13 protein-coding genes and 5 pseudogenes are annotated in these 12,051 nt (G+C 57.6%); all 18 read right to left on the bottom strand.

All coding sequences use genetic code 11. The annotated features are described in order from the left end of the window. Nucleotides 1-9 precede the first annotated feature (9 nt). Nucleotides 10-78: pseudogene (locus OA238_RS34940) on the bottom strand (IS200/IS605 family transposase); the annotation flags it as partial. A 25-nt stretch (nt 79-103) separates the two neighbouring features. Beyond that, nucleotides 104-1,114 carry an integrase core domain-containing protein gene (locus tag OA238_RS06005; protein ID WP_015494495.1) on the bottom strand — a complete coding sequence of 337 codons (1,011 nt, stop codon included), beginning with the start codon at nt 1,112-1,114 and terminating at the stop codon, nt 104-106. An 80-nt stretch (nt 1,115-1,194) separates the two neighbouring features. Next, nucleotides 1,195-1,567: pseudogene (tnpA, locus tag OA238_RS06000) on the bottom strand (IS200/IS605 family transposase). A gap of 126 nt (nt 1,568-1,693) precedes the next feature. Beyond that, nucleotides 1,694-3,649 (bottom strand): annotated as a pseudogene (locus OA238_RS05995) (baseplate multidomain protein megatron); the annotation flags it as partial. A gap of 17 nt (nt 3,650-3,666) precedes the next feature. Further along, a complete protein-coding gene (locus OA238_RS05990; protein WP_144055846.1) occupies nt 3,667-4,098 on the bottom strand; it encodes an NlpC/P60 family protein in 432 nt (143 codons plus the stop codon). Nucleotides 4,099-4,100: 2 nt separating this feature from the next. Then, nucleotides 4,101-4,985 (bottom strand): DUF2163 domain-containing protein, encoded by an 885-nt coding sequence (locus OA238_RS05985; RefSeq protein ID WP_015494493.1) that lies wholly within the window; start codon nt 4,983-4,985, stop codon nt 4,101-4,103. Beyond that, on the bottom strand, nt 4,982-5,614 hold the full coding sequence (locus tag OA238_RS05980) for a DUF2460 domain-containing protein (RefSeq protein WP_015494492.1): 633 nt from the start codon (nt 5,612-5,614) through the stop codon (nt 4,982-4,984). The genes OA238_RS05985 and OA238_RS05980 overlap by 4 nt, the downstream gene beginning before the upstream one ends. A 14-nt stretch (nt 5,615-5,628) precedes the next feature. Continuing rightward, nucleotides 5,629-6,288: a phage tail tape measure protein gene (locus OA238_RS05975; protein ID WP_015494491.1), complete on the bottom strand. Its 660-nt coding sequence runs from the start codon at nt 6,286-6,288 to the stop codon at nt 5,629-5,631. Further along, on the bottom strand, nt 6,281-6,508 hold the full coding sequence (locus OA238_RS05970; RefSeq protein WP_015494490.1) for a rcc01693 family protein: 228 nt from the start codon (nt 6,506-6,508) through the stop codon (nt 6,281-6,283). Before OA238_RS05970 ends, OA238_RS05975 begins: the two co-directional genes overlap by 8 nt. Beyond that, a complete protein-coding gene (locus OA238_RS05965) occupies nt 6,505-6,843 on the bottom strand; it encodes a gene transfer agent family protein (protein ID WP_015494489.1) in 339 nt (112 codons plus the stop codon). Before OA238_RS05965 ends, OA238_RS05970 begins: the two co-directional genes overlap by 4 nt. Further along, nucleotides 6,843-7,259: a phage major tail protein, TP901-1 family gene (locus tag OA238_RS05960; RefSeq protein ID WP_015494488.1), complete on the bottom strand. Its 417-nt coding sequence runs from the start codon at nt 7,257-7,259 to the stop codon at nt 6,843-6,845. The genes OA238_RS05965 and OA238_RS05960 overlap by 1 nt, the downstream gene beginning before the upstream one ends. A 48-nt stretch (nt 7,260-7,307) precedes the next feature. Further along, nucleotides 7,308-7,721: a DUF3168 domain-containing protein gene (locus tag OA238_RS05955; protein ID WP_015494487.1), complete on the bottom strand. Its 414-nt coding sequence runs from the start codon at nt 7,719-7,721 to the stop codon at nt 7,308-7,310. Further along, a complete protein-coding gene (locus tag OA238_RS05950) occupies nt 7,718-8,053 on the bottom strand; it encodes a head-tail adaptor protein (protein WP_015494486.1) in 336 nt (111 codons plus the stop codon). The genes OA238_RS05955 and OA238_RS05950 overlap by 4 nt, the downstream gene beginning before the upstream one ends. Then, entirely contained in the window at nt 8,053-8,652 is a 600-nt protein-coding gene (locus OA238_RS05945) for a head-tail connector protein (RefSeq protein WP_015494485.1), read from the bottom strand. The genes OA238_RS05950 and OA238_RS05945 overlap by 1 nt, the downstream gene beginning before the upstream one ends. Nucleotides 8,653-8,824: 172 nt before the next feature. Next, a pseudogene (locus OA238_RS05940) lies at nt 8,825-10,009 on the bottom strand (phage major capsid protein). Between the two features lie 38 nt (nt 10,010-10,047). Next, a pseudogene (locus OA238_RS05935) lies at nt 10,048-10,590 on the bottom strand (HK97 family phage prohead protease). An 11-nt stretch (nt 10,591-10,601) separates the two neighbouring features. After that, a complete protein-coding gene (locus tag OA238_RS05930; RefSeq protein WP_015494483.1) occupies nt 10,602-10,820 on the bottom strand; it encodes a GTA head formation protein, RCAP_rcc01685 family in 219 nt (72 codons plus the stop codon). Beyond that, entirely contained in the window at nt 10,813-12,006 is a 1,194-nt protein-coding gene (locus tag OA238_RS05925) for a phage portal protein (protein ID WP_015494482.1), read from the bottom strand. The genes OA238_RS05930 and OA238_RS05925 overlap by 8 nt, the downstream gene beginning before the upstream one ends. Between the last annotated feature and the right edge of the window lie 45 nt (nt 12,007-12,051).

The raw sequence follows: 12,051 nt of genomic DNA, 5'->3' as shown, positions 1-12,051 counted from the left end.
ACTGAACGACTACCGGCTGACGCCGGTAGGTTCCCTTTTTGAATGTAATTCAAGATACTGAAGTATGACAGCGTCAGTTGTATAGGTTCAGGTGTTTTGAGACTCACACGACTTTGGCCTGAGTGATTCGAATGTACTCCATTGGTGTCTTGCCTTTCAAGGCATGATGAGGCCTGAATGTGTTGTATTTATCGACGGCTTTTCGAAGTTCAAACCGCATCGCTCCTATGCTGTCGGCAATGAGATCACGACATGCATAGAACTCTTCGCGGAAGGTGCGGTTACCGCGCTCGACACCACCGTTGTATTTTGGCCTTGCTGGCGGCAGCACAATGAGCGGGATCTCCATCTGTTCGCACGCTGTCTCAAAATCGGCCATAAACTCAGACCCGCCATCGACTTGAATTGAGATGATCTTATAGGGAGCTATTTCCACGAGTTCTTGCAAAAACCGTTTGGCAGAGCGTGCCGTGGCATTCGAATAAACTTGCGCGTGGATATGCTTGCTACACCTCTCCCAGGCTTGAAAGTGTTTGCACGTGACGCCGTTCTTCGTGGCAGTCATATGATCGATCTGCACACGCTCGCCAACCACAATATCTTTGTAATCCCTATATTTCCATCCCTTGGCATGCCCCTTGGAAAAATTACGCTTGCGCTTTTGGGGCGCAGATCTTGATCGTGTGATCAGGCCTTTTTTCCTTAGAAAGCTCAAAATGCGCCCCACGGTGCTATCGCTCATGGTTTGCTTTTTGTCGCGACGCAAGATGGCCCCTATTTTCTCCTTACCGTAGGTTTCATTGTCGCGGCGGGCCTCAAGCACCAATTGCTTTTCTGCCTCGCCCCACTGTGACTTGTTGCAGCGTTTGGGAGCCTTTGAAGGCGGTATGATTGCCTGCGCCAAAACCTTCAAAATACGCTTGTGACGGTAATATGTCGCGCGCGAGATGCCGACGAATTCAGCGCACTTTGATAGAGAAACGCCCTCTGTACGTAAGTCGTCCCATTGCCGAACCTGACATTCGTATTTGATACGGTACACGTCCAAACATTCTTGTGTCCGCGCCCAAGCATAAAGTTTATAAACGTTCTTGTGCAGTCCGATGATTTGCATATTGGCCTCGTGAGCTGGTTTCTTTCAATTCTCAGTCTCCGAGGTCGCCTAAATCTTGGCAACAAAATTTTGTCTCACATCTATCTGAACTTATTCACAGTGACATTGCCGCTGGTTGTTGAGCAAAAATCCGCGAGCCCAAAACCGCTGGCCCCAGTACCGTTTGCGCAGTTCGGGAAACTCGCGCTGTATCTTATAAGACGAGCGTCCCTTGATCCGCATCATCACCTTTGACAAAGCTATCTGAGGCGGGACCGATATGAACATGTGGACGTGATCGGTCGACAATACGCCCTTCTCAATATGCACGCCAAGTTCTTGGCATGTTTGGATAATGATTTCACGGATACGCTCACGCATCTCTCCGCGCATAACTTTGTATCGGTATTTTGTTGTCCAGACGACGTGAAATCGGTGATAAAATTTGGTATGGCTTCCTGTGGAATAGATCATAATCTTCCCTCTCATTTTTAAGACCCTTACCGCTTCGCGGGGTCTTAAAAATGAGAGGGAAGATTATAGTACATTACGCTAAAGCGGACCGGCTGGAAGCCGGTGGCTTTAATCCCGTTTGTGGAAAGTAAACCAGATCGGCTTGCTGCCCGGCTCCCACGCGGTCGGCAGCAGTGCGCGAACGCCGTTCACGCGGTCATGGTGCGCGCGAAACCACCAGCTGCGCAGGTCCTTGTAGCGGAAAATCCAAGGCTCGTTTTGACCATCGGTGATTGGCGTGCGGATTTGCGCGGCTGCAGCCTCAGGGGAGTGATAATACCAATCATACCCCTCGCCGCCCGCGACGTTGCCAGCAAGGTAGTCGAGGTTATAGATCGAGCCATAGCCCGCATCCAGATGATCGTCGCCCTCACGCCAGTCAGACATCGGCATGTAGTGGTCAATTCCAATGAAATCAACGGCTTCTTGCGCCCAGAGCGGATCAAGATGATAGATTTTGTCTGCCGTTCCGCCGGGTTGATAGCCGTGATATTCCGACCAATCTGCAGCATAGCCGATCTTTACGTCCGGTCCCAAAACCGCGCGCACGTCTTGGGTCAAATCAATCATCGCTTGCACCGCAGGAAACCCCGCAGCGCCGCGAATTTGGGTCAATGATCGCATCTCTGATCCGATGCAAAATCCGTCCACATCACCCGCCAGCGCACATAGATGCGCGTAGTGCAGGATGAAACGGCGGTATGACCATTCAGGCGGGCCGGAATAGGCGACCCTGCCCCCGACAATCGCGAAATCCGACACCTGCGCCGCACCAAAGAACGCTGCAACCTCATCATCTGCGGTCGCGGTTTGATCCAGCGTGCCATCAACGTTCGGAGCCAAAGATGTGGTGATCCGACCGCGCCAAGGAAGGCGCGGCTGACCCACGCCGCCATCCCATGGATTGGGCAACAAATTATCCGCAAGTTGTTCCATCAAAATGAACGGATAAAACACCGCCCTTTGGCCGCGTGCAGTCAAATCGCGCAGGGCTTCAATGACCGCATCATCGGCGGGCGTGCCGCCATAGATCGGGCGATCGGACTCCATCGCGACAACCTCGGTGGCGCTGCGCGTGACGCCTGAAACCGACCATTCCATTTCGATGCCGTCGGCCGCGGTTTGTTCGACCTCGGGTTTGATCTGACAGTCCCCGCAACGAAGATCATCACCGAACCAAGACACCACCATTGTGACCGACCCACAGTTTGGCAATTCTTCTTCCAGCGCCTCAACAGACACCAGATAATCACTCTTGCCGGACGGCGTGTTCACGTTTGTCACACCACGCCGCCCGAACCCTTTTGAGATTGTGACTGCCGTGGTCGCCAGCGAATACTCCCCCGTCCCTGGCACCAAAGCGACGCCTGTGATCAAGGAGGCGAGATCAGCGTGAACCGCCGTGTCGGTGTCGCCGTCAGTTTGCCCCGGACGCATGACCTCAAACGAGAATTGCGGCACGCGATTGCCAAACTGCCCGAGGTCCAGATCCTCCAGCACGACGTAGGCCGTGCCACGGTAGGCGGGCACTTTGCCAGCGCCTTCAACGGCCTCCATTTTCGGATCAGGCAGTTGGTCACGTGCACCTGCATAAATGCGCATGTTCAAATCATCGCGGGCAATTTCAACCCCGTCAGCCCAAACGCGGCCCACGCGCGAAATCTCGCCCTCACACAGCGCAATCGCCAGCGACACTGTGTAGCTGTAGTCTTTGGTCTTGGGTTTGCTCGGCCCGCCTTTGCCGCCACCGGAAACCGTCGTCGTCTCAACAAAATCGGTCGCCCAAATCACTTGCCCCGCGATCGGCATACGCCCGTAAAGCTGTGCAATCGCAGCGCCTTCGCTGGCGCCAGTCAACCGGAACCGATCAACGCGGCCGGTTTCAACGACGTCGCTGCCCGCCCCCATGATCCGTTGGTCGATAACCTGCCCCAATGTGGCGCCAACGGCCCGACCAACCGTCGCCATGCCAAGCCCCAAAACGGACCCGCCCAAAGACCCGCCAAGCGCCATGCCGGCTGCTGAAAGTACAATCGTTGCCATGATGTCTAGACCTTGTCCTAAGGGCGTTCAGGGGTTGAAAACCGCGCTACAAGACGCCGTTTCCAAGGTGACGAAAATGTACTTTCGCGCACGCCATGCCCCTGATACGCATGAATAAATGTCGCATGCGGGCCGGTATTGGCCTGCAATCCAACGTGTTTGGCGACGCCGCCTTGCCGCATCCGAAATAACAGCACATCGCCTTGCTGTGGTGCATCGCGTGGCTTGGCGATCAGTTGATGCGCGAGCGCCTGCCACAACACTTCATCACCTTGCGGTTCTGACCAATCGGACGTGTAGGGCGGCACGGGCTGCAACGGGCTTGCGCTCGCCTCAGCCCAGACGCCACGCAACAGACCCAGACAATCACACCCCGCACCGCGACGCGCGCCCTGATGCACATACGGCGTGCCAATCCACGTTCGCGCAATCGCGACAATATCAGTCACGATCACACACTGCGCCGCAGACTTCCGCCTACGGTCTGAGCGCCATTTGCGGGCGTGCTGACCAACCAGTCATCGCCAGGAATATCCGGAAATCCGCGGAAATTCAGCAAGTTGGCGAACTTCAAGCGACAGGTTTCAAACCGTTTGTCGCAACCCGCTTCAAGCCGGATCATATCACCTGCGGCGATTTCGGTCCGAAACCCCTCCCAAACTTCAACCTCGCGCGTGTCACCTATGAAACGATCCCGCTTGATCAGCCCGATCAACCCTGCGGCCGCACCGGAAATCACGCGCAGACGGCCGCGTTCAAACCACGCAGGCTCAAACCCTGCCATATCGAAAAACGTAAACCGGCGGCGATCCACCAGCCCTTCAACCGCGACTTCTGTCGCAAAACCATCGGTATCCAGATCAAACCCGCAATCCCCGTCACCCAAAATCGCTGAACACGGTGTCTGATAAACGCGACCCTGCGGCTGGTTCAGCGGTTCGGTCAGCCCACGCAGTTCCGCGTGAAATGCGCCACCGGATCGGCGCAACTCGCCAATCGTGCCGGCAAACCGAAACGTCCGCGTCGCCACATCTGCCCAATTTACCAGCCACGCCTTGACCTCTGCCCCGTCAAACCTGCCCGCTTCAATGTCCGCCTCGGTGATGGCCGCATCGCTCAGCGCGCCCATCGCTTCGGAGTTATCAACCGACAGTCCGGTTGCCGACATAACTGCGCGCGCGGTCATGCCCGCGTCCGCCTTAAACGTGATGCCGCCAAACGTCAGCGGGCAATCATGATCGGTAAACCCATAGGTCGTGCCATCGCGCCGCAGCACCGCCCAACACCGCGCCAGTTTGGTCGTTCCGGTGCCTAGATGCGCCTGAAACTCGGTCATACCCGCACCTCAACCACGGGGACATCCGGCACTTCACCAGCCTGAAACGTCGTCATCGATGTGATGATCGCGTCGGTGTCAAACCGCACCGGAACATCAAACTCATAGCCCGCCGTCACGACCGCCTGAAAATCCGGCGGATGGTTAAACGTGACCAGACCTGTGGTGACATCCACCGTGTAATCAACACCCTCAACCTGCGGCTCACCACTGACAGACACCAACACTGTGCCAGCAACCAGTTTGGTCATTGGTCGCGCATAACGCGCTGTTCCGGATGCATAATTCTTAACGATCTGAAACTCGGAGCGGACTTCGTCACCCATGCCCAGCGCCTGATCATCGCCAGTGATTGCGCGGCTCGGCCTGGCTGATTTGTGGTCTGACCAGTCTTTCCAGCGGAACCCGAACATCTGCCCCTGACGCGCCTCAAAGAACGCAATCACCACCGCCACATCGTCCAAGGATCGCAGCCCAAGGCCCGCGTCATAGCGGCGACGCGAATGCGCCCACGGCGTGTTGCGTTCCTCAAACCCGTTGGCCAGCGTCACCACTTCCGTGCGCCGTTCAGGACCGCCAAGGGCCCCAAAACTCAACGTCGTGGGGAACCGTATTTCATGAAAACTCATCTGCCTGATCCTTCCTAGCGGTTGCGCTGGCCACGGCCCAAAGCCCGACCAACAGACGCCGCAATCTGGCTCTGGCTGCGCTTGAAACCCGCCACATCCGGCGTGCTGATATTCATGGTGATATTTACCGACTGACCGCCCTGCGCCTTGACGCCCAAGCTGCCGTCAGCGCCGCGCGTCAATGGCATAATTGCCTCTGGTCCTGCCTCACCCATCAATCCGGTGCCGCCGCGCATCGGGAAATGTGTCGCCCCCGATACGACGCTACCCTTGGCAAAAGGCATCACGCGGCCTTGGCTGAATGCACCGGCAGATTCAAACGGCGTCAAACTGCCAATCAATGAATTGACACCGCTCGCGAGCAAGCCACCAAAATGATCAGTCACAGGCTTCAACGCATTGTTGTAAACAGTGCGCGACATCGCTTCGCCGACTGTCGCCAGAGCGTCCGACAAGGACCGCCCATCAAAAACCAGACCGTCAAATGCTTTACGCAAGCCACCGGAAAAACCGCGTTCCAGATTGCCCAGATCGCGCGTCGTTTCGCCCAATGTGGCCTTCATACGCCCCAACTGGCTGTCAAACGCATCCGTCATCGCCGTCACGGACCCCAATGTCTGCTCGAGGGCCTTGGCTTCGCTTTCTAGGGCGTCGAGCCCGTCAATATCATCCATCATCTGCTCCAATATCCAACTCACGTTCCAGATCCGGAAAGCTGCGGCTCAATTCGTCCAGCCGAGATTTGCCCATGGGCATCTCACCCGCCGCTGGCCCCAACATCAGCCACAATTTGGCTGGCGTCAGATTCCAAAACTCATCCGGCTTTAAGCCCAACCCGCATAATCCTGCGCGCATCAATCCCGGCCAATCCAGTCCCGTTTTTGATCCAGTCATGGCGCGGCGAACGCGCGCGCAAGCAGTTCGGCCGCCGCCTCGGCCGCCCGCACGACGCCACCTTCAATTTCCGCACTCACAAGATCTTTGGCCGATCCCTGCCAGCCACCGCCACGCAAGCCCGCAACGATCAACGCCAGCACATCGCGGCTTGAAAACCCGCCACTCTCGAACCGTTTGACCAGCTCGACCAGCGTGTCCGCCCCCAGCGCGGCCTCAAGTTCAGCCAACGCGCCAAGCGTCAACTTGCAGACATGGGGCTGCCCGTCGACGACAAGCGCAACCTCGCCTGCCCAGGGGTTGAACGGGGGGCAATGTGGCGCGACCGCGTTCATTATGGAAACGCAACAAAGGTAATCTCACCCGCCGATGTCAGTGACATCTCATATGTCGCCTCACCGTTATGCGCGCCCGAATACTCAATCGAACTCACCAGAAATGGGCCTTCGATGGTGCCAAAATCCGGTACGATGACCTGAAAATCCGGAGTTTCGCCATCAAAGAAAATCTCGCGCACCCGCTCGTCGGTGCTTTCGTCTTTGAACACGCCCGACCCTGAAATCGACGCGGTTTTTACACCCGCACCGCCCAATACTTCACGCCAGCCACCTGTGCTGTCCAGCGACGTCACATCAACTGTTTCCGCGTTGAAATTGATCCGCGTGGCCCGCAGGCCGGCTGCGGTTTCAAACAGGCCATCACCCGTCATATCGATCTTGATCAACAGATCCTTGCCATTTTGAGCTACCATGTCGAATACTCCGTAAGTGTTTAAAAATAAATCATTCGAGATGCGGGATTATCCGTCATCCTGCACGATCCCCTTGAACGTCAGATCAATGCGCCGCTGGTCGGCGGTCCCCACCCGAACCGCCTTGGCGCGAAAGAAGTTCAGCGCAATCAGGCTGCCGCGCGCCAATGTCAGATTGGCGTCCACCAGCGCGTCAGACACCGCCGCCGCCGCATGTTTGGCCGTGGCGAAGCCTGCATTTTCGGTCACGATGGACACCGTAAATTCATGTGTCGCGCCACCACCAGTTTTGTCGGACCGGTCTTTGACCACCTCAGGCCCCAGCGCCACATACAGCGCGGGCAACGTGCCCGTCGGGAAGGCGTCATAGATGTCTGACCCAACCAACGCGCCAAGCGTCGCGTCACCGACCAGTGCTTGATAGACGGCTGTCTGCAATGCCGCTGAAACGCCATAACTCATGCCACTGTCTCCTCTTGCGCGGTGCACATCAGATACCGAGCATCCGCGTCGTCCTCAGCCACGGCCAGAATAACGAACACCCGCAGACCCTCGCGAAATCGCTGGTTTGCCTTTGGGCGTGCGTCCGATCCGACCGGCGCCGCGCGGACTATAATCTTATAGGCCACGCGGCTCAGCGGGGCCACGACGCCCACCGCCTCACGACCGGTGCGCGCCACTACATTGGCCCACACAGTGCCCAGTGCGTCCCAGCCTTGCGAGTAGCCCCCCGCCCCGTCAGCGATCTGCGTCGGGCTTTCCAACACCAGTTGGCGGTTCAATCGCGGGGCCATCAGGCGGCACCCCCGCCCAGCAACCGCATGGTGCGGTAACGTTCAATCAACGCGCTGACGCCAAAAGGCATGCAGCCGCCGTCGTACTGAACTTCATGGCGGTATTCGTAGTAATGCGCCGCCAGTAACAGCACCGCCTGGCGCAAATCGGCTGGCAAATCGCTCCACTCCGGGCCAAAGCCCGCCAGCATGCGAACCCGCACCGTATCGCTCTGGCCGATGGGCGGTAAACTCGCACCAATGGCAGCCAAGATCGGGCGCTGCATATCGGGGCGCAACTGGTAACTGTTCGCATCGACAACCGCCTCGTTGTCCAGACGATCCAGCAGCACAACATCAACAATCGCGCTGACAGGTGCGATCGGCAATGCCTGCGCGCCGCTGTCACGCCACCGCGTTACCGACCAGCTGAACGTGCGTTCTATCAGCGCCTTGCCTGTGCGCCCCTCGATGGCAGCAAGTGCGGATCGCAGGAAACTCTCCAACAGATCATCCTGCAATCCAGCATCGGAAAAGCCCGAACCAAGGCGCAGGTGTTCTTTGAAAAACGCAACTGGCAACGCGCCCGTGGGCACTGTGGTTTCTTCGATCAACATCATGGACTTAACTCCGAAATCGGCTGGATAAATTGATTAAAAATCCGGGCGCGTGCCAGCCCTCGCATTGCTTGGACGGAAGGAAGCAGCTGGACAACGCGAGGGTTTACCCGCGTTACGCACACGCCCGGACCCGGGGGCACCTTATAAAAGGCGCCCCCGTCCCCCTCAGCCCTTAGGACAGGCCGAACTTGAGAAGCTTAATCGCGCCAAAATCAGACACTGCACCGCCGACGCGCTTGGTTGCGTAGAACAGCACGTGTGGCTTTGCGCTGAATGGATCACGTAGCACGCGCAAATCGGGACGTTCGGCCACCGTATAACCAGTACCATAATCACCGAACGCAATCGCCGTGGCATCAGACGCGATGTCTGGCATGTCTTCGGCGATAAGGACCGGATAGCCCAGCAAGCGTGCTGGTTCACCAGCCACCAAACCGTCAGACCACAAGAAACGGTCATCGTTGTCCTTCAGCTTGCGCACAGCGCCAGCGGTCTTGGAATTCATCACAAACGTGCCGTTGGCGCGATATGCTGCACCAAGTGCGTAGACCAGATCAATCAACGCCTCTGCACCGGAAAAATCACCGTCTGCGCCGGACACGACATAGCCGATATTGCCCCAAACCCAGACGTCATTGTTGACCTGTGGCACTGTCAGAAAGCCCGTGGGCTTATCAACGCCATTGCCGTTCACAAACGCCGCCGCCTCTGATCGTGCAAACTTGTCAGCGATACGGCCAGCAAGCCATTCATCGATGTTGAACGCTGAATCGTCCAGCAATCGTTGCGATGCCTTTGGCAGTGCGGACAGCTCATGCAAACCAATCGTGATACGATCAATCTGCGGTGTGCCGAATTTAGCTGTCGGGTCGTTTTCCGTCGCCCATCCAGCGCCCATTTCAGTGTGATCAATCAACACATCATAGGACGTCGCCTCGACGTTCACGACATTGGCGATCGCACGGATCGACGCGGTAGATGCCAGCGTGGATTGAACGAACGCAGATGTCTGCGGGTCCACCAGATAGCCACCATCAGCCGCCATCAGCCGCCACGGCGGACGAAAGGGATTTGCCTTCCAGCTCAAGGCCACGCAGCGCATCATCGTCGCCCGACCGCAGATAAGCTTCGAACGCTTTCTGGTGCGGCGCTTGATCGCTTACATTGCTCGCCAACGCAGGGCGTGCGCCAAAGGTCATAGATTTACGGTCAAGTTTGGTCATTCGGTCATCTTGGTTTGAATATCAGTGGTGAAGTGTTTGAAATCGATCACAAATCCCGCCATCGCGGTCTTTAGGTCCTGAGCCGGAGAGGGCGTATCTTCCCCGGCCCGAGCCGTAGCTTCGGGTTTGGTCATGTTCAGATCCTCTTGATCAATGGGTGGAAACGCCAGTCCTAGCGGTGGCCCAGCACGGCGCGGGCAGTCTCGAACACCCCCGCCAATTCACGCAAGGTGCAGTCGGCAGGGTCATCCCCCTTCGCCCCCACCCGCGCATCGGGAAGCATCGGGAACGTCACCAGTGACACCTCCCAAAGCTCCAGTTCGGACAAAAGGCGACCGCCCTTCGCATTCTTGGTGGCCCGCACGGTGCGATAGCCTATGGAAAGCCCGTCAATGGCGCCCGCCTCGATCAGCGTGGCGGCCTCGCGGCCCTTCTCGACATCGCGCAGGATATGGCCCTTGACCCAAAGGCCAGCGGCGTCCTCCCGGACCTCGTCCCACACGCCAATCGGTTGTGCGGGATCGTGCTGCCACAGCATTTTAACCCGCCCGCCCTTGCCCGCCAGCGTCGCCAACGACGCCACATAAGCGCCGGTTTCAACCACATCGCCGCCCTGATCGGCCTTGCCAAACAGCGACGCCTAGCCACTGATCTCGATTCCGTTCGTGACAGAAACACTGTCGCCAAGGGCAATAAATTTATGTTCCAAAGTCATCTCAATTCCTTTCAAGGCATCAACACGGCGAATGATTGAACCGCCTTGGCCAGCACCACACCGACCACGCCGTAAACCGTCAGCCACAACCGCCGTTCCAGCCGCTCCATCATTGCTTCGATCTTGCCAAGCTGGATACTCATCTGGGCAAATTGCAGGGCGGTCATGCGCTCCTGCGCATCAATGCGCAGCGACGGGCCGCACTGAAACGTTTCACGCACATTACCCATCGCCCACCTCAAGGATCGGTAACCCCAGAAGATTGCGCTTCTCGGCGTCGGTCAGGAATGCCGCGGTTGCGACCCGTTTCCACTGCGCGTCCCGCTCAACAGAAAGTGCTGCGACCTGATCCAGATCCGGCTTGAGATCGAAGCGCTCACCGGTGAAATCGCCAAGCCAATCGGCAATCGACCCTGCAACGCGCGTCACCAATGGCAACACGGTCAGCCGGTAAAACGCGCGGTTGGCTTCCTGATAATTCGCATAGGTCGCGTCGCCCGTCAGACCCAGCAGCATCGGCGGCACCCCGAACGCAATCGCAATCTCGCGCGCTGCCGCCTCTTTTGTCTTCTGAAATTCCATATCCGACGGGCTGAACCCCATCGGCTTCCAGTCAAGCCCACCTTCCAGCAACATCGGACGGCCCGCATTCTTGGCACCTTGATGCTGGGTCTCCATCTCGCTCAACAACCGATCATATTGATCCGCACTCAACTGGCTTTGACCGTCTGCACCCTTGTAAATGATTGCACCACTTGGACGCGCCGCATTATCAAGCAACGCTTTGGACCAACGGCTCGCCACATTGTGCACATCCAGCGCCGTCGCCGCGGCCTGCATCGGCGACAACCCGTAATGATCGTCCTGCGGGTGGAAACTTTTGACATGGCAAATCGGGCTTGCGCCTTCACCGACAGCGAAACGATGCTTGCGCCCGCCAACTGTGTAGTAATAGGCAACCGGCCAGCCATCCGCACCTGGCACAAACGTCATGCGATCGGACCGCAACACATGCAGCTCAAGCGGCGTATCGTCACCGCCAACGGCCTCAAGATACCCGTTGCCAGTCAATAACAACTGACCGAACAAAGTTTCAAACAATTCAGCACGTCCTTGCGCCGCGTTCGGGCGCTGGATCAGGTCCAACACCGGATGCGTGTCATAACGGCGCTCATTGTCCTGCAACACCAACGGCAAAGCCGCCGCAGCTTCGGCAATGATCTTGACCGCGCGAAAACCGACGGGGTTGCTGGTTAAACCACTGCGCGTCAGCGTCGCCACGTCCCGAGCACCCCAAACAGACCGACCCACCGTGCCCCACGCCGCAATCTTGCCCGTTGCTGACGCCTTAACTTCTGGCACATCCATCTTGCCCATCTCTTGGCCCGCGTCCGCCCGCTTCAGAAAATCAAACATTCAAATCCCCTTTGGTGCCGCCCCTGACAGGCGTTCGATCCAACA

The organism is Octadecabacter arcticus 238, from assembly GCF_000155735.2.
GTDB classification, from domain to species: domain Bacteria; phylum Pseudomonadota; class Alphaproteobacteria; order Rhodobacterales; family Rhodobacteraceae; genus Octadecabacter; species Octadecabacter arcticus.
The sequence above is the reverse complement of the archived record's forward strand: the minus strand, read 5'-3'. Positions and strand labels throughout refer to the sequence as shown.

Excerpts from the sequence above, each read along its gene's own strand:
- OA238_RS06005 (WP_015494495.1), bottom strand. The coding sequence starts at position 1,114 with ATGCAAATCATCGGACTGCACAAGAACGTTTATAAACTTTATGCTTGG.
- OA238_RS05985 (WP_015494493.1), bottom strand. The coding sequence starts at position 4,985 with ATGACCGAGTTTCAGGCGCATCTAGGCACCGGAACGACCAAACTGGCG.
- OA238_RS05980 (WP_015494492.1), bottom strand. The coding sequence starts at position 5,614 with ATGAGTTTTCATGAAATACGGTTCCCCACGACGTTGAGTTTTGGGGCC.
- OA238_RS05975 (WP_015494491.1), bottom strand. The coding sequence starts at position 6,288 with ATGGATGATATTGACGGGCTCGACGCCCTAGAAAGCGAAGCCAAGGCC.
- OA238_RS05970 (WP_015494490.1), bottom strand. The coding sequence starts at position 6,508 with ATGACTGGATCAAAAACGGGACTGGATTGGCCGGGATTGATGCGCGCA.
- OA238_RS05965 (WP_015494489.1), bottom strand. The coding sequence starts at position 6,843 with ATGAACGCGGTCGCGCCACATTGCCCCCCGTTCAACCCCTGGGCAGGC.
- OA238_RS05960 (WP_015494488.1), bottom strand. The coding sequence starts at position 7,259 with ATGGTAGCTCAAAATGGCAAGGATCTGTTGATCAAGATCGATATGACG.
- OA238_RS05955 (WP_015494487.1), bottom strand. The coding sequence starts at position 7,721 with ATGAGTTATGGCGTTTCAGCGGCATTGCAGACAGCCGTCTATCAAGCA.
- OA238_RS05950 (WP_015494486.1), bottom strand. The coding sequence starts at position 8,053 with ATGGCCCCGCGATTGAACCGCCAACTGGTGTTGGAAAGCCCGACGCAG.
- OA238_RS05945 (WP_015494485.1), bottom strand. The coding sequence starts at position 8,652 with ATGATGTTGATCGAAGAAACCACAGTGCCCACGGGCGCGTTGCCAGTT.
- OA238_RS05930 (WP_015494483.1), bottom strand. The coding sequence starts at position 10,820 with ATGGGTAATGTGCGTGAAACGTTTCAGTGCGGCCCGTCGCTGCGCATT.
- OA238_RS05925 (WP_015494482.1), bottom strand. The coding sequence starts at position 12,006 with ATGTTTGATTTTCTGAAGCGGGCGGACGCGGGCCAAGAGATGGGCAAG.